The organism is Cyanobacterium sp. T60_A2020_053, from assembly GCA_015272165.1.
GTDB lineage: Bacteria > Cyanobacteriota > Cyanobacteriia > Cyanobacteriales > Cyanobacteriaceae > Cyanobacterium.
The window spans coordinates 1-20,819 of sequence record JACYMF010000014.1; the positions used below are offsets into that span (position 1 = coordinate 1).

Genomic DNA, 20,819 nt, shown 5'->3' on the forward strand with positions numbered 1-20,819 from the left:
TTTCTGTTAATTCATCTGCTTTACTTGTCACGGGTAAGGAAGATAAGTTTTCTTTTTCCTTATCTATAGAAATATTTTGGTTATCAGATAATAATTCGCTTCCTTCCCTTGCTAAAGAAAGATTAGTTTGATTTTCTGTCAATTCATCTGCTTTACTTGTCACGGGTAAGGAAGATAAGTTTTCTCTTTCCTTATCTATAGAAATATTTTGGTTATCAGATAATAATTCGCTTCCTTCCCTTGCTAAAGAAAGATTAGTTTGATTTTCTGTCAATTCATCTGCTTTACTTGTCACGGGTAAGGAAGATAAGTTTTCTCTTTCCTTATCTATAGAAATATTTTGGTTGTTAGATAATGATTCGCTTCCTTCCTTGACTAAAAACAGATTATTTTCATCTTGACTTACTACTGGTGATGATGAAAGATTTTCCCTTTCCTTATCTATGGAGATGTTTTCAGAAAAAGATAACAAGAGATTATTTTGATTACCGATAGAATTAGTTAAGTTATCAGTAGATAAGTTAGTGTCAGGAAAAACAACAGCTAAAGGTGAAGGATTACCAGAAAGACAGTCAGCTTGAGTAGAATATAAATCTTTTGCCTGACAAAGACGAAGAGAGGGAGAATCTTGGAATATATCATTAATATTATAAATACCAGCGCCCGTCAACAATGTTTGTATATCCCCATTACTAACCATCATCTCGGCTTCTATTTCTGGATTATCACCAAAAGGTAAAATAGTGGCTTGAAAATTATATTTATTCTCTCCTTTGACTAACTCACCAGTGTCAATCAAAATTTTGTCGTCTTTTTTCACCACCTGCGCGGTTAACTTATCACTGATAAAATTATTAATCTGCGCCTTAGCAATAACTACATTATTAGTCACAAAATCAAAGTTAGCTAAATTGACGTTAATATCTGCCGATAATTTCCCATCAAGATAATTAACATACTCATTGTCAGTGAGAAAGGGAAGTAAGGATTTTGTTAAAGGAGTGACGGAAAAATTACTGATATTGATAGCTAAGGTATCTTGACGATTAACCCCAGTAATTTCCGCGCCGTCAACTTGTAAATTAAATTCCTGCGGTAAAAATCCGGCGCCCATCACCCCAGTTAATCGATTATTCTTATTAGTAACATCGAAAAGAGAAAATCTAATGGCATCTAAACTCTCTACAGAGACATTCCCTCCCAAATTATTAAAAGCTAAATCTCCCAAACTAAATTTATTGACAGTAACATCTCCTTTAAATAGTGGTTGCTGAAGATTGCCTGTTAAATTTCCTTCTACATTCAATTTCCCTTGATAGTCAATGCCTTGCAAACTATTCGGTAACGGTAAAGTTTCTACATCAATACCAGAAGCAGTGATAAATAAATCCCAATCCTGAATACTTCCCTCGTCAAAGTCATAATTAATTACCCCTCGCGCTGATATATCCTCACTGGTGGCTTTTTTTACAAAAATTTTGCCGTCATTTAAAACAAAGTCAGCGTTAACTGGTTGCTTAATTACATTAATCCCTTTTTCAAATGTCAAATTACCTGCCACATCAATCGTATCCACCGAGAAATTATTTAAGTTACCCGTGACAGTAACTTTTCCTGATGTTTTGCCTAAATCACCCCAATTGTCAAGGTTAAGGTGAAGGGCGCTGATGTCACTGCTAAAGTTATTATTTCTATCAAGGGAAATTCTCTCTACTGTTAACATCCCTTCAGGAAGATTAACTTTTCCTTCTCCGTTTACTTCCACCGCAGAAAAATTATTAATATTCCCTCTTACTGTCAAATTCGTGTCAAATTTTCCTGTCTGCAAAGGAAAGTTAAAATTATCAATACTCTCCCCTAAACTACCCAAGTCGAGATTAACGGCGTTTAACTCGGTTTGCCATTCCCCTTGTGTTAATTGAGTGTTGTTTAAATTAATAATCGTATCAGCGAGGGGAAAACTAAAATTTCCTGTTAAATCAATCCCTGCCAAAGAAATATTATTACTGTCTCCCGTTAACTGTAAATCTCCCTGCAATTTACCGTCAGCGCATTCCACCGTTTCACAAATATTAATGGTATCCAAAGGAATATCAATGAGTTGTAAATCCCCTTGATAATTATTTTGGTTGTAAGTGAAATCATTAACTATTATCCTCGCGCCATTGAAATTACTAGCGCCGTTGACATTAATATCTCCCGACAAAGAAATATTTTGACTATCTCCCGTTAACTGTAAATCTCCCTGCAATTTACCGTCAGCGCATTCCACCGTTTCACAAATATTAATGGTATCCAAAGGAATATCAATGAGTTGTAAATCCCCTTGATAATTATTTTGGTTGTAAGCCAAATCATTAACTATTACCCTACCGCCGTTAAGATTAACTTCTCCTTTTCCTTGCCATTGTGTCGCTGAGAAATTTTGCCAAAATCCTGTTACCTTATATTCTCCTCTCACTAATTTTAAACTAAGGGGGAGGGCGCTTGTTGTCAAATTTTCAGTAAATTTCCTTAAATCAATCCCCGTTACCTCTCCTGTCACGGCAAAATCTGTTTCTTCTTTCGCCAAACTAACTTCCCCCTCTCCCTTTATCTCTCCCCCTGCTTTGGTTTTCAAGGTGAAATTTTCCAACATCAAATCATTATTAATAATTGTAAAATTTGCTTGACTTTCTGTAAAATCCGTATTAAGAAAATTGATAGGGCGGAGGGCGCTGATATTGGTGATAATTTCTGGTTGTGTTAAACTACCTTTAATGTCAAGGTTGCCGATAATTTCTCCTGTCACGGCAAAAGGAAGGGGGGGAAGGTTAAGGGATTCCAGCGCCCTCCCCACGGCAACACTATCGGTGTTAACCTGTAAATTAAGTTGATTTGTGTCGTCAATTATCCCCGTCACATCCCCATTAATTTCCCCTAAATTAGTATTAACTTTCTCAATTTCAACGGCACGATTACGCAAAATAATTTTACCGTTACTATTAGTAAGAGGTTGAGGAAGATTAGGAATATTAACATTAACGGCACTTACATCAAGGTTGCCATTGTAATTTTCAAGAAGAGAATTTTCAAAAACCAGTTGAATATCACCGTTAACTTTTCCAGCTTCTGCATCAATAGGTAAATCCACAAAATAATAAATTTCATCTGTTAATAATTCCTTGCCTTTTATGTCTAACAACCATTTATTTTCTTGATTATTCTGTAAGGCTTCAAATTGTATTTTTCCCCCTGTTGAACTTTGGGCAAAAAAGTTATATTTATTTTGATTACTGTTGAATGTTATTATCCCTTGATCTATTTTTAATAGTAAGGGTAATTCTTCATCTTTGACTTGATTTTCTAATGTTAAATAACCTTGATTAACTGTTATTTTATCTACGGCAAAGTTAAAGCCATAGAAAGGTTTTCTTTCCCCTCGACTAAGATTCAACTCTACCCATTGATTCTCTAAATCTTTTTCTAAATAACCATTAGCATCAATTAAATTAATAGTTAATTCTATTTTTCTATTTAATAATTGCAAAGGATTGACACTAATTTCAACTTCATCGGTTGTTACATAATCTAAATTATTCTTATCACTGTTAATGCTACTTTTGCCAATTTTAATAGAATTGAAACCAACTGCTTTAACATCACCTAAATCAACATCTCTATTTAAAAAATTACTAACAGGAGATTCAATTAAAGGGACTAATTTTTGCGTTAAAAAATACCAACCATAACTCAAACTTCCCGCCGAAATTAAAAGTAATAAATAGATTAATAATTTGAGAGAGGAAGGGCGCTGGGTGGAGGGCGCTGGGTTATTATCAGAGTTATTAGTCATATAACAATACTAAATAAGTTATGGCAATTAAGTTAGTGAAAAAAGTAATAGGCAACAGGGTAATACTTTCAATATTTTTTGATAATAATTGATCTGCTACAAATTATTGAGGAGTGCTATAGAATGAATAATATTAATTACTTGATAGGAGTTAATCACAAAAATTCCATCATGACCTATTTCAGTTTACTGCGATAATTTTAAAATTTAAAGCCTTCAATAACTTTAGAAATAAATAAATGGATTTTTCTTCATTTTTCGTTAAAACTTCCTCAAGTTTTTGATAATATTCATCAGCCGATTGAGATAAACAATTATTGTTTTTTCGTGCTTGAATAATATCAGATAAAGTAGTCATTAAAATCTGATCACCTTCAGGGTCATTTTCTAATATAGTAGTTAAATATTCAGCAGCATATTCCGAATCTGCCAAAGATTCTATCAAAGAGTCAAGCCAAAGATCACATTTAGTCATGTTAGCGATTTCGGTAGTCATACCAATACTCCCTTGCTAATAAAATATCTTTTTTTGAGTATCTTTATCTCCCCCACATAATAACAAAATTATATAACTTAAAATATCCTTAGCGCCTCTGCGCCTTTGCGAGAGAAAAAGTCTAGAAAAATTTACGGTAGAATAAAGATAAATAATTGTATGGTACTTGCAAACATAACTTATGACTATCACCGCGCCGAGAAGTATTGCCAGAGAAATTAGAAAAGACTTTCCCATTTTAGACCAAGAAATTAACGGCAAACCATTAATTTATTTCGATAGCGCCGCCACCTCCCAAAAACCATTAGCAGTAATCGAGGCACTCACTCATTATTATCAGCATGATAACGCCAATGTGCATCGTGGCGCCCACAGCCTCAGTGGAAGGGCGACAGATGCTTATGAAGGCGCTAGGGATAAAATCGCTACATTTATTAACGCGCGTAGTCGCAATGAAATTGTTTATACTCGCAATGCCAGTGAAGCCATCAATATTGTTGCCTATAGCTGGGGTTTAGATAACCTTACACAAGGAGATGAGATTATTTTGACAGTGATGGAGCATCATAGTAATATGGTACCGTGGCAAATTATCGCTGAGAAGACGGGCGCTGTCATTCGTTATGTGGAGTTAACAGCCGATGAAAGTTTCGATTTTCAGCAATACCAACAGCTACTCAATGATAAAACCAAATTGGTATCGGTAGCTCATGTTTCCAATACCCTCGGTTGCATCAATCCCGTGGAAGATATTATCAATCTAGCACACGGGAAGGGCGCTAAAGTTTTAATTGATGCTTGTCAGAGTTTGCCCCATTTACCTATTAATGTACAACAAATGGACTGCGATTGGCTAGTAGGTTCAGGTCACAAGATGTGCGCGACAACAGGCATCGGCTTTTTATATGGTAAAGAGGAGTTGTTATTGGGGATGTCGCCTTTTTTAGGTGGCGGAGAGATGATTGGTGAGGTATATTTAGATCATTTCACTTGTGGTGAATTACCCCATAAGTTTGAAGCTGGTACTCCTGCCATCGGTGAAGCTATTGCCATGGGCGCAGCTATCGACTATCTTAACAGTATCGGTATGGAAAATATCCACCACTATGAAGAAGAATTAACTGCTTATTTGTTTAAAAGATTAAAAGAAATTCCTAATTTGCGCATTTATGGCACTCAACCCACCCCAGAAGGCAAAGGAAGGGCGTGTTTAGCGGCTTTTAATGTAGATGGTATTCATGCCAGTGATTTAGCCACTTTACTTGATAATGAAGGTATTGCCATTAGGTCTGGTCATCATTGCACTCAACCATTGCATCGTTATCTTAACATTTCTGGTAGCGCCCGTGCCAGTTTATACTTTTACAATACTACGGAAGAAATTGATCTTTTTATTGATGCACTCAAAGAAACTATTAGTTTTTTTCAAGAAATGATGTAGTTAATTGATAATTGACAATGGATAATGGATAATTAGTAAAATTAAATATTAAAAACTTATTCCCTATTCCATATATTAATGAAAATTGACAAAAAAAAGTCTCTAAGAATAATTATGCTATCGATGTTAACCATTGGTAGCATTTTAGCAACGGTAGGGGGATATTGGTGGTATCAAAGTCAATCAATAAGTCAATTAAAAAATTATTTATTACAATCAGAAATAGCTACTATTGCTGAAAAAATTACCGTAAAAATTTTCGCAAATAATCAAATAATAGGAGGCTCAGGAGTTTTAATTGGGAAGGAAAACAATAACTATTATATCATAACGAATAATCATGTTATTGCTGAAGAAAATGAGCAATATAAAATAAAAACTCATAAAAATAAAATTTATTCTGTTGAAATTATCGCTCAAAATAATCAAAATTCTATTATTAATGATTTAGCCTTACTAAAATTTAATAGTAATGAAAATTATCAAACGATTAAAATAAATAATAAAATCAAAATAAAAGAAAATGATTTAGTTTTAAGTGCAGGATTTCCTTTTGAAGAGGGAGAAAAACAAGCAGAAACAGTAACACAAACAGTGGGGAAAGTTACGATGATTTTAGATAAAGCCATGAATGGTGGTTATCAATTTGGTTATACCAATGATGTTTTAAATGGTATGAGTGGGGGCGCTATTTTAAATAGTCAAGGAGAATTAGTCGGCATAAATGGTTTAGGAAAATATCCTGCTTTAGGTAATCCTTATATTTATCAAAATGGCGAAGCAATTAGTAATTATTCTTGGCAACAAATGAGTGAATTAAGTTGGGGGATAAATACTCAATTAATTAGTAATTTTATGGATGAAAATTTAATTAATAAATAGAAAAAATGGGAAGTAAAAAGGGCAAAGGTTCTAAGGTGAGTAGGTTTCAGGCTTCAGGTTACAGGTTTCAGGTGTAATTTTCAGACGATTATATAATTCTGTCAAACAATTGAATATAAAAAATCAATTAAGATATGTTGTTTGTCAATTCTTTAACCTGATACCTAACACCCGATACCTGACACCTTTACAGCATCGGAAATTTTATCTCGAACTCAGGTTAATTAAGCATTTCTGATCTGTTAAAATACTGGAATAAAACTAAAACTTACATAAAGTATCTCATGGCGAAAAAAAAGCAGAAACCAATTTGGATTGAGGGAAATAGTTGTGCTGGTAAAACCACTCGTTTAGTGGATTATTTAGCTAAGTTGACAACAAAAAAAACTAATTTTCACAATTTACAAAAACCTTTAATTTTTTCTCCTAATCAAGAAGATAAAGATGTTTTAGAGAAAGCAATTTTTAGTAAAACACAAAATCTTTTTCCTGCTATTGAAATTTACACTCCTTCGGCTTTTATTCTCCAAGAAGTAGAGCTTTTTTTTCCCTTAATTTTAGAACAATTAAAAGTTAAACCTTTTTTTCCTTTTCGTTTAAGCACTCCTCTGGAAAGGGAGTTATCAGCGCCCTTCGCCCAAGCACAATTCACTCCTGAAATATTAAATTTATGGGGGGGAGAAAGTAGAGCAATTAGCCATATTTTAGATTTATTACCTTTAGCTGGAATGGCTAGAATGCCAATACAAAATATTAAAAATTACCTAGAAAAATCACAATTATTAGACCCATTTGATAAGGAAAATAACGAAAAAATGGTTAAAATTGTTGATAATATCCTTTCTCAATGGTGGCATTGGTGCTTAGAAAGGGGCTTTTTAACTTATGGTATTACTTATCAACTTTACGGACAATATTTATTATCAAATTTAACCTATCAAGACAGTTTAATTAATCGTTATCATAGTATTTTTGCGGATAACTTAGATAACTTTCCTGCCCTTTTAGGAGATTTATTTAAATTGTTTATTGACAAAAATATTTATAGTGTATTTACTTATAATTATCAAGGAAAAGTAAGGCTAGGATTAAATGCTGATCCTGATTATTTACTAAGTATTAGAGATGCTTGTCAGGTCGAAACATTAGCCAGTTTTGCCAGTGATAACTTGGCAGTAAATTTAGCCGATGATTTTTATAATATTGTCATTAATCAAGAATTTAATCCCATAGATTTTCAAGAAAAAGTTTATAGTATCAAAACCAAAACAAGGGCGCAATTAATCGAAGATACCGCCAATTTTATTATTAATCAAGTCAAAAATAATCACATCAAACCCGAAGAAATTGCCATTATTGCACCCGGTTTAGATGAAATTGCCCGTTTTCAATTCCTCTATTTTCTTCATCAAGCAAACATCCCTATCGAGCCACTGAAAGAACAGCGCCCGTTGATCGTCTCCCCCCTCGTCCGTAGTGTTTTGAACCTGTTGGGGTTGATTTATCGGGGCTGTGGGCGCTTAATTGAACGGGAGGGAGTAGCAGAAATGTTAACCCTACTTTCTCAAAAAGAGGGAGGGCGCTGGGGTATCGATCCCGTTCGAGCCGGTTTATTAGCTGAATATTGTTATCTTGTTGATATAGAGTCACCGCAGTTATTGCCCATTGAGTATCTCAGCAAGGGAGAACGAATGAACTATGATAGTTTTATGGCGTATAATGAGATTCGAGATTGGATTAATGACACTAAAACGGCGGGTTTATCACCTTTGGCGGTGATTGATTTAATCACCGAGCGGTTTTTTGCAGAGGTGAGGGCGCTGGATTACGCTGATTATGCTAGTTTGAAGAAATTACGGGAAACGGCGCGCGCCTTTTTTGTGGTGCAACAAAAATTAAAGGAGTATGATTTTCCCCACAAAACCGATGATGATTCCATGCAAGATTGGATTGTATTTATGCGCAAAGGCACTGTCACTACTAATCCTTATCCTCGTGATTATTTTATCTCTCGCACCAAAGAGCGTGGGGTTATCCTTGCTACTATTTATCAGTATCGGGTGGCGAATCTTAGTCATCGGTGGCAATTTTGGTTTGATGCTGGTTCAAAATTGTGGGAAAAGGGGGGCGCTACGGAGTTATGGGGTTATCAGTTATTTTTAAGGGGTTGCCATGGTAAGCCTTTAATTACTCAAGATAACCCTGAAAATGTCCGTTTAAGTGGCGTTATCCATGATTTACTGGCACACACCACAGATAAGTTATTTCTCTGTCATAGTGATTTAGATGTGGGTGGAAATGAGCAGGGAGGGGCGCTTTTTCCTCTTACTCAAATTCTCCCTACTGTGGCTGAAAGTCTTATGTTAGATCGGTTTATGGTGCAAAGTTAAATGGTTATGACAGGGTGTCACGCAAAGGCGCAAAGGCGCAAAGTTTTGTTTTAACTGATTCTCTGGAGTTATATTAAGTCTGCTTGATCAGCCGAAGGCTGCCGCTGCGCGATCATTTATAAATCCGAAGATATGAGATTAAAATAAACCTCATAATTGTCAATTATCCATTACCTCAACGATTCCATTTTTTCACCAACCCCTAATTATTGGAACGTTTCGAGGTATATTGAGCTAAAATCTTGACCATCAATAATAATTTCTTCTGATTTTAAGATACTTTTTACTGTTACTTCTTGACCTATATTAAAAACCTCATTAGTTAACACCCAAATGCTACCAGTATTATCTTTAATTTGATAGGCAATACGATTTAATAGTGGTACTGATTCGGTAACAATACCTTGAATTTTAATGGTTTTTTCTTCTGAAGAAATAATTTCTTCTATGGGGGTGAAATCTGATTCAGCCCAACCGATGTTAATAAAGCGGTTACAGCCAGAAATAATCAGGAAAATAAAAGCGATAAAAGTTGATAAATACCACCAGCGCCCGATTTTATACATAAAAATTAATTATTTGAGTAACGATTTTCAGCCTATAATCTTCACAAGTTCATGTTTTATCTTAGCTCAATTTTGTTTTAGTAATTATGACAGGTCAAATTTTAGACGGTAAAGGTTTAGCCCAAAAAATACAAACTCAGTTAGCCCAAAATATTGCCCAGCAAGTGGCACAAGGGCGAAGGGCGCCGGGTTTGGCTGTGTTGATGGTGGGTGATAATCCAGCTAGTGCTGTTTATGTGCGAAATAAGGAGAAATCCTGTCAAAAAGTGGGGATGGTGTCTTTTAGTCGTCATTTTCCCCACGATACCAGCCAAGAGGAGTTAGAAAGGGTAATTGAGGAACTTAATGAAGATGAGCGAGTGGATGGAATTTTGGTACAATTACCGTTACCAGCGCCCCTCGACTCGGTAGGATTATTGTTGAAAATTAAACCAGAAAAAGACGCAGATGGTTTACACCCAGTAAATTTAGGTAAGTTAGTGCGCGGTGAAAAAGGGTTAAGAAGTTGCACCCCCGCCGGAGTAATGGCAATTCTCCAAGAGTATAATTTACCCATCGCAGGGAAAAAAGCCGTAGTGGTGGGGCGCAGTATTTTAGTAGGTAAACCCCTTGCGTTGATGTTATTAGCGGAAAATGCTACCGTTACCATCGCCCATTCTCGCACTCCCAATTTAGCAGAAGTGACGAGGGAAGCAGATATTTTAGTGGCTGCGGTGGGTAAAGCTGAAATGATTACGGCGGAAATGGTGGCGGAGGGCACTGTCGTAATTGATGTCGGTATTAATCGGGTGGAGGGCGCTGGTGGCAAATCAAAATTAGTCGGTGATGTGGCTTATGATACAGTGAAAAACATTGCTTCTTATCTTACCCCAGTCCCCGGCGGTGTTGGTCCCATGACGGTAGCTATGTTATTACAAAACACCTACGAAAGTTATTTAAGCTCAATGGACAATTGATCAAAAGGGCAAGGGGCAAAGGAAATTATTATTTCATAATTCATAATTTATAATTCATAATTCATAATTCATAATTCATAATTCATAATTCGTTATCTTCTTTTTTCCTTCTTCCCGATCTGTTATGGAGAAATAAAGATATAATTTGTAACAAAAGCGTTAAGAAATATTGCAATATGAGTAACCCAGTAACAGAAGCATTTTTTTTTGGTAAAGCCTTAGCAGAAGTTTTAAGCGCCAAAGCCGAAGACACCCTAACTAATATTCTCAGTGACTTAGGTCAATTTGATGCCGAAACTAGAGAAAGATTAAGACTATTTGCTGAAGAAGTCAAATTAAAAGCAGAAATTGCCAAACATCAAGCTGAGAATAACACTGATACCAATACGACTATTACCGTAGAAGTGGATAGTAGTGTGGATTTACAAGAGCTATTAGACGAACTGAGAGCAGAAATTGCTAGACTGAAAGCAGAATTAAATAAATATCGTCAAAAATAATCCCAGACAAACATTAAACCAAGAATTAGTTTGTTTAAAAGCCTTTTGACTTCAAATTTAAAAAGCGATGATTAAGGTTGCTAAACTAAGACACATTTAACTTACTTTTTGTCCGAAGTCTTAAAAATGACTGAAAAGTTTAACTGTTGGTTGCTGTCTTTTAGTTACCCTCACCTAACAATTTCAATGCAAACTTAACTTATTGAAAGTTGTTTTTGTTTTAATAAAAGAAATATAAATATACATAATATAAAGTGTCATCAGTATATCCCAGCGCCCGTCAATACTTAGAATCCTCCCCTGAGTTTTCTAACTCCTCCCCTCGCAGCAAACCCGAAGCGGGGAAAAAAATCTATAAATGGAATAGCGACAATTACTCGCCCTTTCGTCGTCGTCTCGATATTTGGACATTTGTTTTAACCTTACTGTTCAAATTATGGCGCAATAGCAAAAAATGGACTTATGGCGGTGGCTTTAGCGATGAAAAATTCAGCGCCCGTCGCCGTATTCAAGCCCAATGGATTAGAGAAAATTTGTTGGAATTAGGACCAACATTTATCAAAGTAGGGCAACTATTCTCTACCCGTGCCGACATATTTCCGGCGGAATATGTCAATGAATTATCAAAGTTACAAGATCGAGTACCGGCATTTAGCTACGAACAAGTTACCGCAATTATTGAAAAAGATTTTAATAAACCATTAAATAAATTATTCTTGAGTTTCGATCCTACTCCCCTCGCCGCCGCTAGTTTAGGGCAAGTTCATAAAGCACAACTGACTTCAGGGGAAGAAGTGGTGGTTAAAATTCAGCGTCCGGGGCTGCCGAAATTATTTACCATTGATTTAGCTATTCTCAAACAAATTGCCCGTTATTTCCAAAATCATCCGAAATGGGGGAAAAATCGAGACTGGTTGGGAATTTATGAGGAATGTTGTCGCATTTTGTGGCAAGAAACCGATTATATTCTTGAAGGCACAAGCGCTGATACTTTTCGCCGTAACTTCCGTGGGGAAAGCTGGGTTAAAGTACCGAGGATTTATTGGCGCTACAGTTCCCCTAAGGTGTTAACTTTAGAGTATATGCCGGGCATCAAAATTAGCAACTATGAAGCCATAGAGGCAGCAGGATTAAACCGCAAAGAGTTGGCTAGGTTGGGGGCTAAAGCCTATTTACATCAGTTACTCAATGATGGCTTTTTCCATGCCGATCCTCACCCGGGTAATTTAGCTGTAGATGTAGATGGGTCACTCATTTTCTACGATTTTGGCATGATGGGGCAACTGCAAAGCAATATTAAAGAGAAATTACTAGAAATGCTCTTTGGTGTGACAGAGAAAAATGCTGATCGTGTGGTGGCTTCTTTGGTGGATTTAGGGGCATTAGCGCCCCTCGACGACCCGGGACCCGTTCGGCGCTCTGTACAGTTCATGTTGGATAATTTCATGGATAAACCCTTTGAGGAACAATCCATCAGTCAAATTAGTGAGGACTTATATGAGATTGCCTACGATCAACCCTTCCGTTTTCCTGCTACCTTCACTTTTGTGATGAGAGCATTTTCTACTCTGGAAGGGGTAGGTAAAGGATTAGACCCAGAATTTAATTTTATGGAGGTAGCGCAACCCTTTGCCTTAAAAGTTATGAATGAATTTAACGGAGATACGGGCAAATCTATCATTGATGAATTGAGTCGTCAGGCTATGCAGGTGAGTAATACGGCTTTTAGTTTGCCCCGTCGCATTGATGATACCATCGACAAGTTAGATCGGGGTGATATTCGCCTCAGAGTTCGTTCTCTCGAATCCGAAAGACTCTTACGGCGTATCAGTTCCACTCAAATGGCGACTAATTACACCATGATGACCAGTACATTAATACTCTCTAGCACTATTTTAGTAGTGAATGGGTTATGGTGGGGGGCGCTGGGTTTTGGTTTATTAGCGATTTTACCTGCTATTGCTTTGGGGAGGGCGCTGAGACAGATTGCCAAGTCTGATCGCAAGTTTTAAGGTTGGGGAGTTGGGGGAAACGGGAAGCAGAGGGGGAAAGGGCGAAGGGGAGGCAGGGGAGATAATAACTTATAATTCCTAATTCATTGCTTACCAAATAATAAAAAATAACTGATCAAGTTGTGAGAAAATAACCTATACTGAAAAATAATTGAAAAATTCAACATTAAGTTGCCTGACTAGACAGATTTAAGATATAAAGGTGGGGTTATTAGCTCACCCCGGCTTCCTTCAGGTGGTCAGTATTTCATCCCAATCAAGGTTATTAACTCTATGAAATGTGCATTCGCTGGTTTAAGTGATCCCGGACTGGTAAGGTCTTACAATCAAGATAACTATTACATCGATACAGACGGTAGATTTTTCGTCTTAGCGGACGGTATGGGAGGTCATACTGGTGGGGAACAAGCCAGTAAGATTACCATTGAAGTAATTAAAGATTATTTACAGGATAACTGGGATTCGCCTCTTGAATCTTACGATCTACTCGAAAAAGCAGTATTTCAGGCTAATGAAGCTATCCTCGAAGACCAAAATCAGCATCCTGAAAGAGCGGACATGGGAACTACTGTAGTGGTGATTATCTTCCGTCAAGGTGAAACTTGGCGTGCGCACATTGGCGATTCTCGTCTTTACCGCTTACATGATGGCAATTTGATACAAGTTACTTTAGATCATACTTGGATTGGTCAGGCAATTAGAGCAGGGGAAATTAGTCTTGAGGATGCTAAACATCATCCTTGGCGCCATGTTTTATCTCAGTGTTTGGGTAGAAGAGATTTGTTTGATGGTATTGATATTCATAAAATTGATGATGTCACTTTGGGAGACCGTTTTCTGCTCTGTAGTGACGGCTTGACAGAGGAAGTAGCCGATCCGATGATTTCTCAATTATTGTCTGATGGTGATGATTTAGAAAAGGTGGCAGATAAATTGGTGACGGAAGCGAAAAATAATGGCGGTTCTGATAATGTTACGGTGGTTTTAGTCAACGTACTGGATAGTTAGGCTGTGCTGAAAAGTAGTGTCGTGAGGGCAAATTGACAATGGATAATGGATAATTGACAATTATATCTTAACCCTTATTCAACCCATTTTCGTTAGTTTCTTGCTAAAGTCTTTGATTAATCAGCATTTTAAACTTTTCCCTCTTTCCTACTTTCACTAAAATACTTTTTCATCAACCCCTAGTTGAGATAATTATGGCAATACCCACCGTTGAAATTTTGTCCCCTGAAGAGATACGACGCACGATCAACCGGTTAGCGTCTCAGGTGGTAGAGGAAGCGCCGGATTTATCCCAAGTGGTTTTATTGGGTATTCACACTAGGGGAGTACCTTTGGCTCATTATTTGGCGAATCAAATTAAGGTCATTGAACAAACTCCTGTGGTGGTGGGGGCGCTGGATATTACTCTCTATCGAGATGATCTAGATCGCATTAAGGTACGCACTCCAGAAAGAACAGAAATACCAGTAGATTTAACGGGGAAAACGGTTATTTTGGTGGATGATGTGATTTATAGTGGTCGCACCATTCGTGCGGCGTTAAATGCTGTGTCGGAATACGGGCGCCCGGAAATAGTCAAACTATTGGCTTTGGTAGATCGTGGTCATCGTCAGTTACCTATTCATCCTGATTTTGTGGGTAAAGTTTTACCTACTTCTAAAGATGAACAGGTTAAAGTTTATTTAAAAACTGTCGATGGGAAGGATGCCGTAGAGTTGAGCAAGAAGGGCGCTGTTGATTGCTGATAATATTAAGCTCTACCGTGTAATGAATTAGATCAAGTTCGGATAATCTGTTACAAATAAATTCTCTCTTCGCACTTTACCCACCGTGTAATGAATTACACGGCTAACAGTGTCTCGTTCAATAAATTGAACTAAGATGATGATATTATTAATCAGTAATTGATCTAACAGACTTAATATTAAATGGTAGATACTGCGGTGAGATGATCAACCTCATAATTGTCAATTTTTAAATTAACTTACATTGGGCATGATGACGGAGAAGATGATCGCATAATACCAACGCCACCATCGCCTCTACCATTGGCACGGCGCGCGGCAACACACATGGATCATGGCGCCCTTTTGCTGCCAAGATGGTTTCTTCTCCTTCCTTACTGACGGTTTTTTGCTCTTTGCCGATGGTAGCAGTGGGTTTAAAAGCGCCCCTCACCACAATATTTTCACCGTTGGAGATGCCTCCTTGAATGCCTCCGGAGCGATTAGTTTTCGTGCGTGGATTACCTAATTCATCAAGATAAAATTCGTCATTATGCTCACTACCGGTTAAAACAGTACCAGCAAAACCAGAACCAATTTCAAAGCCTTTGGTCGCAGGTAAAGACATAATCGCTTTAGCCAAATCTGCTTCTAATTTATCGAAAACAGGCTCACCAAGTCCTTTCGGCACGTTACGCACTACACATTCCACTATGCCTCCCAAGGAGTCTTTTTCACGACGAATATTATCGATTAATTCGATCATTTTTTCGGCGGTTTTAGTGTCAGGACAGCGCACGATATTACTTTCTACTTCTTCAAGGGTGACGGTATCGGTGTTAACCACTGCTTCAATGTCTTTAATTTTTTTGACATAGGCGACAATTTCTACCCCTGCCACTTGTTGTAATATTTTCTTAGCAATAGCGCCCGCCGCCACTCTACCGATGGTTTCTCGGGCGGAGGAGCGCCCTCCCCCTTGCCAGTTACGGATACCATATTTAGCGTCATAGGTGGCATCAGCATGGGAAGGACGATATTTCACCGCCATTTCATCATAATCCTGGGATCTAGCGTCTTTATTACGCACTAAGATAGCGATGGGAGTGCCGAGGGTTTTCCCTTCAAATACCCCAGAGATAATTTCACATATATCTGACTCCTGACGAGGGGTAGTAATTTTGCTCTGTCCCGGTTTACGGCGATCCAATTCTCGCTGGATGTGGAGGGCGCTGATCTCAATTTGTGGGGGGCAACCATCGATGATAACTCCTACCCCACCCCCATGGGATTCCCCAAAAGTTGATATTCTAAATAATTCCCCAAATATACTACTCATTTACTCAATAATTAAATAATTTCTTATTTTATAATACTTAGGGGAGAGGTGAGGGAAGGTGTCAGGTTTCGGGTGTCGCGGTGTCGCGGTGAAATGCTTATAAATCAAAGAGTTTGCCATAATAATCATTTTCCATAAGTTGCTATTTTATATCAATGATTTGTGATTCCCATACTAGAAATATAGATTTTTTGGAGAAAAAAGATTATTTTTGGCACTTTTTACAGGTTTTATTCTGCTTAAAACCTTTTTTTAGCAAGGGTTTCGATTTATTCAGCAGACCCTAATTATCCAGACTTGATTTTACACCTTTTGGTATTAAATAATGTTTAAAATGTTAACTACATTTGCAATCTAAATTATTTTAATTGTAAATACCTACAATAATCCAATAAAAGATAAATATTTATTTAAATTAAAATAATAAATTTATTTTAAATATTACTTAAAGTAAATCATAAAAAATTACTCAAAAAACAATTTATAATGACTGAAAGTGCTAAATTATGTTACAATTCTTAAAATAATCGTAATTATCACTTAATACATAATCATTTCATGGTAGCAACAGTACCAAATTCCACCACAAGAATGCCCTTAACCCCGATTTTCAATCCGGAAGGGGATGATCGCATCGAAAATCGCACCGTGTGGTTTGGCAATACCACCAATCTCATGCAACTCAACGACGTGCGCTACTCTTGGGCTATTGGACTATATCAACAAATGCGCGAAAATTTTTGGATTCCGCAAAAATTAGACATCACCCAAGATGTGACTGATTATTGGAATTTAACCCCCGAAGAAAGACGCGCTTTTGAAGGGATTTTGTCTTATTTGACCTTCCTTGATTCGGTGCAAACTTGTAATATTCCTCACCTAAAAAGCTCCATTACAGCACCCGAAATTAGTTTGTGCATGGCAGAGCAAATTTCCCAAGAAGGGATGCACAATCACGCCTATCAATACATGATTGAAACTATTATTCCTAGAGATAAAAGAGATCAAGTTTATGAATTTTGGCGCACGGATAAAGTATTAGCTCAAAGGTGTGAATTTATTGCTGGATATTATCAAAAATATATCGATAATCCTACTCCAGAAAATTATTTTATCGCTCTTTTAAGTGATTATTTATTAGAAGGTTTATACTTCTACAATGGCTTTATTTTCTTTTACAATTTAGCAGCTAGAATGTTAATGCCGGGTAGCGCTGATATTTTTAAAATGATTAACCGTGATGAATTAAGTCACGTGCGCTTGTATCAAAGGTTAATCCCTGAAGCCATGAATACTTTTAACTATTCATTAGATCAAATTTACGAAATGTTTGACACGGCAGTAAAACATGAATGCCGTTGGACAAATCACATTGTCGGTAATAATATTCTTGGTATTACTGAATCTAGCACGGAGCGTTATACTAAGTATTTAGCTAATATCCGTTTGAGAGCTATTGGTTTAGATGCTCTTTATCCTGATCCTCAATATAGCAAAAGTCCTTACACTCATTTAGAGAAATTTTCTGATACCAAGAAAGAAGGAAGTACAAAGGCTAATTTTTTTGAGGCTAGTGTCACCAGCTATATGATGTCTTCGGGCGTTACCGGTTGGGAAGAAATTTAATTTTTTTTATTGCTTTAACAAGGGGTTTAAACCCCTTGCGTAAATCGATTTTTTAGGCAATTTTTAATAAATAAAAAACTGAAAACTAAACAATTTCAATATATATATCGCTAGGATCAAACTCTAACTTTTCACACATTTTCCGCATTCAATATTTGAGTTAGGGTTTCTAAAATATTCATCCCTTGTTTTCTCGCTGTTGATATTACTGAACCAATTAAGGCAAAATTTTGCCCATCTTCCATCGTCCGAAAACTTCCTGATATTTTTTAGTTACACTTCATCATTCTTATATCTCTTTCGGCTTTGTACTTTTATAGGTTTGTCGGAGACAAAAAATATAGCTAATTGACACAAAAATCAACATCTGATGAAAAAAATATTCATAAGTAAATTAAGGTGTTAGTCTAAAAAGAGAATTAGATCAGCAAATCAAGCCATGACAACCGCAACTAATACCAGCGCCCTTCACCCCAGAGAAACAAAGAAAATAAATCCCTTAGAAAAGGCTACGGGAGTATATGTTACAGTGCATGGTCACTTTTACCAACCACCGAGGGAAAATCCTTACCTTAACGCCATAGAAAGACAACCCAGCGCCCATCCCTTTCATAATTGGAATGAAAGAATATTTCATGAATGCTACCGTAACAATACCTTAGCGAGAATTTACAACGATCAGGCGCAAGTTGTCGGTATTGTCAATAACTTTGAATATATGAGTTTTAATATTGGCGCTACCCTGATGTCATGGTTAGAAAAATATGACCAACAAATCTATCAAAGGATTATCGAAGCCGATAAAATTAGTTGTCAACGGCTCAACGGTCATGGCAACGCCATCGCCCAAGTATATAATCATATTATTTTACCCCTCGCCAACGAAAAAGATAAATATACCCAAATTCGTTGGGGCAAAGAAGACTTTTATCACCGTTTCGGGCGCTATCCAGAAGGAATGTGGTTAGCAGAAACTGCCGTAGATTATGACACCCTCGAAGCACTCATCGCCGAAGATCTTAAATTTATTATTCTAGCGCCCACCCAAGCGCGTAAATGTCGCCCTATCAACCCCGATGGCACGAAAGAAGACTGGTTAGAAGTAGCCGGAGGACAAATTGATCCGACACGCCCTTATCGCTGTTATGTGAAAGGTATGGGGCATATTGACATTTTCTTCTATGACGGACCAATTTCTGGAGATATGGGTTTTGGGGATGTACTTTCTAGTAGTCACAATTTTTACTCTCGATTACAATTAGCTGTTAGAGGGGATAAGAGACAATCTCAGTTGGTTTCGGTGGCTACTGATGGAGAAACCTTTGGGCATCATAAACATGATACAGAAAGATGTTTAGCTTATGCTTTTACTAAAGAATTTCCGCAACAAGGTTGGACTGTTACTAACTATGCCCACTATTTAAGTTTAGTTGAACCAACTTGGGAGGTAGAATTAAAACCCGTTACGGCTTGGAGTTGTAGCCATGGTGTTGATAGATGGCAAGATGATTGTGGTTGCGGTGGTGGTGGTAGTTATCACCAAAAATGGCGCCGTCCTCTGCGTGATAGTTTAAACTGGTTACGGGATCAACTAATTAAGATTTATGAAGACATTGCTGTTAGTTATTTTGCTGATCCTTGGCTCACTAGGGATGAATATATTAAAATTATTTTAGATCGAGATGTGGCTAATGTGGAAGAATTTTTAATCAACCACGCACCTCAAACTCTTTCTCCTTCAGATCAAATTGATGCTTTACGATTACTGGAGATGCAGAGACATTCTTTGTTAATGTTTACTAGCTGTGGTTGGTTTTTTGAAGAAATTTCTCGCCCCGAAGGCACACAAATTTTACGTTATGCGTCGCGCGCTATGGAATTAGCGGGGGAAGTATCAGGGATTCAATTAGAGAAGGAATTTATTAAACGTCTCAAGGAAGCACCTAGTAATGTGGAGCAGTATGGTAATGGCGCAGAAATTTATTTACAATCGGTGATTCCCGCTCAAATTACTCTTGAGCAAGTGGCGGCACATTATGCCATTAGTTCTTTATATACTAATTATCAAGAAGAAGAAAAGATTTATTGTTACCAAGCCTATCAATTAGACTATCAAAAACAACAGTTAGGAGCGCTTACTTTAGCAGTAGGGCAGGTTAAACTTACTTCGGAGATTACTTGGGAAAGTGCCCATTATATTTTTGGGGTAATTCATTTGGGTGGTTGGGATTTCCATTGTTGTATTCAACCTTTCTCTAGTCGTTTGGGCTATAGCCAAATTAAGTCGCAGTTGTTAGGGGCGCTGAAAAATATTAGCTTGGTGGAAGTTATCTTATTAATGAGTGAGTTGTTTGGCAATAAATCTTTTGATTTACAACAAATTTTTGAGGAAGAAAAACTGATTATTCGAGAGAAGTTGATGGAAACTACGAAAAAACATCTGGATCAGCTTTATACTCAGGTATATCGAGATAATTATAGTATTCTTTTGGCGTACTACCGTGATAATTTACCTGTCCCTCAAGAGTTGCACGTGGCGGCACAGGTGGCTATTTCCTATCGTTGTAGTCAAGTAATCCAAGAGTTGAAGTTAAAGCGCCCTCATGCCTATCACATTGAGGGTTATTTGATGGAATTGGAAGCTATTGCCACGGAAGCGGATCATCTCAAGTGTAAACTAGAAATACCGGAAGGAAAGGAAACTTTAGAAAAGTTACTCAAAGACTTTTTAGGACAAATTTTGCACGGCACTTCTTTTGATACTTTGACTCAGGATATTGAAATGATTAAGAGTCTTATTAATGTAGGTAAGCTATTAGGTCTTGATCTTTGTTTAAATGAAGTACAAGAAAGATTTTATTTTTATTTGCAAAATCATGAGAATCTTTCGACTATCTTGACGCACAGGGAAGGGCGCTGGATTTATAAATTAGGTCAATATCTTTCTGTTTATTGTGGGGATTAATTACCATCAAAATTTGCCAACAAGGGGTTTAAACCCCTCGTTAAGACTTGATAAGAGAAAATAAAATAATATCCCATA

The 20,819-nt window shown here is 37.0% G+C and carries 14 protein-coding genes; 10 read left to right on the forward strand and 4 right to left on the reverse strand.

Annotated features, from left to right (window positions below; all coding sequences use genetic code 11):
* Positions 1-3,835: hypothetical protein (locus IGQ45_02310; protein MBF2056058.1), on the reverse strand; the 3,835-nt coding region annotated here is incomplete at its 3' end.
* 181 nt (positions 3,836-4,016) lie between these two features.
* Entirely contained in the window at positions 4,017-4,331 is a 315-nt protein-coding gene (locus IGQ45_02315) for a transcriptional regulator (protein ID MBF2056059.1), read from the reverse strand.
* Positions 4,332-4,512: 181 nt separating this feature from the next.
* Between IGQ45_02315 and sufS the strand changes: the two genes are divergently transcribed.
* The 3 genes from sufS to IGQ45_02330 all read left to right on the forward strand — a co-directional run bounded on the left by sufS (position 4,513) and on the right by IGQ45_02330 (position 9,044).
* Positions 4,513-5,772 (forward strand): SufS family cysteine desulfurase, encoded by a 1,260-nt coding sequence (gene sufS, locus IGQ45_02320; GenBank protein ID MBF2056060.1) that lies wholly within the window; start codon positions 4,513-4,515, stop codon positions 5,770-5,772.
* 114 nt (positions 5,773-5,886) lie between these two features.
* Entirely contained in the window at positions 5,887-6,654 is a 768-nt protein-coding gene (locus IGQ45_02325; protein ID MBF2056061.1) for a trypsin-like peptidase domain-containing protein, read from the forward strand.
* Positions 6,655-6,938: 284 nt separating this feature from the next.
* Complete coding sequence (locus IGQ45_02330; protein ID MBF2056062.1) at positions 6,939-9,044, forward strand: recombinase family protein; 2,106 nt, start codon at positions 6,939-6,941, stop codon at positions 9,042-9,044.
* 206 nt (positions 9,045-9,250) lie between these two features.
* Here IGQ45_02330 and IGQ45_02335 read toward each other — a convergent pair whose 3' ends face one another.
* On the reverse strand, positions 9,251-9,610 hold the full coding sequence (locus IGQ45_02335; protein MBF2056063.1) for a hypothetical protein: 360 nt from the start codon (positions 9,608-9,610) through the stop codon (positions 9,251-9,253).
* A gap of 86 nt (positions 9,611-9,696) precedes the next feature.
* On the opposite strand from IGQ45_02335, the gene folD reads away from it, so the two are divergent.
* From folD to pyrR, 5 genes are all read left to right on the forward strand, one after another.
* Positions 9,697-10,566, forward strand: a complete 870-nt coding sequence (gene folD, locus IGQ45_02340) for a bifunctional methylenetetrahydrofolate dehydrogenase/methenyltetrahydrofolate cyclohydrolase FolD (protein ID MBF2056064.1) — start codon at positions 9,697-9,699, stop codon at positions 10,564-10,566.
* A 176-nt stretch (positions 10,567-10,742) separates the two neighbouring features.
* The gene (locus tag IGQ45_02345) at positions 10,743-11,066 is read left to right on the forward strand and encodes a hypothetical protein (GenBank protein ID MBF2056065.1); all 324 of its coding nucleotides are present in this window, start codon (positions 10,743-10,745) and stop codon (positions 11,064-11,066) included.
* Positions 11,067-11,320: 254 nt separating this feature from the next.
* Complete coding sequence (locus IGQ45_02350; GenBank protein ID MBF2056066.1) at positions 11,321-13,078, forward strand: AarF/ABC1/UbiB kinase family protein; 1,758 nt, start codon at positions 11,321-11,323, stop codon at positions 13,076-13,078.
* A gap of 273 nt (positions 13,079-13,351) precedes the next feature.
* On the forward strand, positions 13,352-14,086 hold the full coding sequence (locus tag IGQ45_02355; protein ID MBF2056067.1) for a serine/threonine-protein phosphatase: 735 nt from the start codon (positions 13,352-13,354) through the stop codon (positions 14,084-14,086).
* Between the two features lie 194 nt (positions 14,087-14,280).
* Complete coding sequence (gene pyrR / locus IGQ45_02360; protein ID MBF2056068.1) at positions 14,281-14,832, forward strand: bifunctional pyr operon transcriptional regulator/uracil phosphoribosyltransferase PyrR; 552 nt, start codon at positions 14,281-14,283, stop codon at positions 14,830-14,832.
* Between the two features lie 229 nt (positions 14,833-15,061).
* On the opposite strand, the gene aroC is transcribed toward pyrR, so the two are convergent.
* Positions 15,062-16,150, reverse strand: coding sequence for a chorismate synthase (aroC, locus tag IGQ45_02365; GenBank protein MBF2056069.1), 1,089 nt, complete (start codon positions 16,148-16,150; stop codon positions 15,062-15,064).
* A gap of 591 nt (positions 16,151-16,741) precedes the next feature.
* Between aroC and IGQ45_02370 the strand changes: the two genes are divergently transcribed.
* Together IGQ45_02370 and IGQ45_02375 are read left to right on the forward strand one after the other, a co-directional pair.
* Positions 16,742-17,776, forward strand: coding sequence for a ribonucleotide-diphosphate reductase subunit beta (locus IGQ45_02370; protein MBF2056070.1), 1,035 nt, complete (start codon positions 16,742-16,744; stop codon positions 17,774-17,776).
* Between the two features lie 439 nt (positions 17,777-18,215).
* Positions 18,216-20,741 (forward strand): DUF3536 domain-containing protein, encoded by a 2,526-nt coding sequence (locus IGQ45_02375; GenBank protein ID MBF2056071.1) that lies wholly within the window; start codon positions 18,216-18,218, stop codon positions 20,739-20,741.
* The last annotated feature ends 78 nt before the right edge of the window (positions 20,742-20,819 follow it).

Bases quoted from the DNA above. Each gene is read 5' to 3' on its own strand.
- IGQ45_02315 (MBF2056059.1), bottom strand. From the start codon at position 4,331: ATGACTACCGAAATCGCTAACATGACTAAATGTGATCTTTGGCTTGAC.
- sufS (MBF2056060.1), top strand. From the start codon at position 4,513: ATGACTATCACCGCGCCGAGAAGTATTGCCAGAGAAATTAGAAAAGAC.
- IGQ45_02325 (MBF2056061.1), top strand. From the start codon at position 5,887: ATGCTATCGATGTTAACCATTGGTAGCATTTTAGCAACGGTAGGGGGA.
- IGQ45_02330 (MBF2056062.1), top strand. From the start codon at position 6,939: ATGGCGAAAAAAAAGCAGAAACCAATTTGGATTGAGGGAAATAGTTGT.
- IGQ45_02335 (MBF2056063.1), bottom strand. From the start codon at position 9,610: ATGTATAAAATCGGGCGCTGGTGGTATTTATCAACTTTTATCGCTTTT.
- folD (MBF2056064.1), top strand. From the start codon at position 9,697: ATGACAGGTCAAATTTTAGACGGTAAAGGTTTAGCCCAAAAAATACAA.
- IGQ45_02345 (MBF2056065.1), top strand. From the start codon at position 10,743: ATGAGTAACCCAGTAACAGAAGCATTTTTTTTTGGTAAAGCCTTAGCA.
- IGQ45_02355 (MBF2056067.1), top strand. From the start codon at position 13,352: ATGAAATGTGCATTCGCTGGTTTAAGTGATCCCGGACTGGTAAGGTCT.
- pyrR (MBF2056068.1), top strand. From the start codon at position 14,281: ATGGCAATACCCACCGTTGAAATTTTGTCCCCTGAAGAGATACGACGC.
- aroC (MBF2056069.1), bottom strand. From the start codon at position 16,150: ATGAGTAGTATATTTGGGGAATTATTTAGAATATCAACTTTTGGGGAA.
- IGQ45_02370 (MBF2056070.1), top strand. From the start codon at position 16,742: ATGCCCTTAACCCCGATTTTCAATCCGGAAGGGGATGATCGCATCGAA.
- IGQ45_02375 (MBF2056071.1), top strand. From the start codon at position 18,216: ATGACAACCGCAACTAATACCAGCGCCCTTCACCCCAGAGAAACAAAG.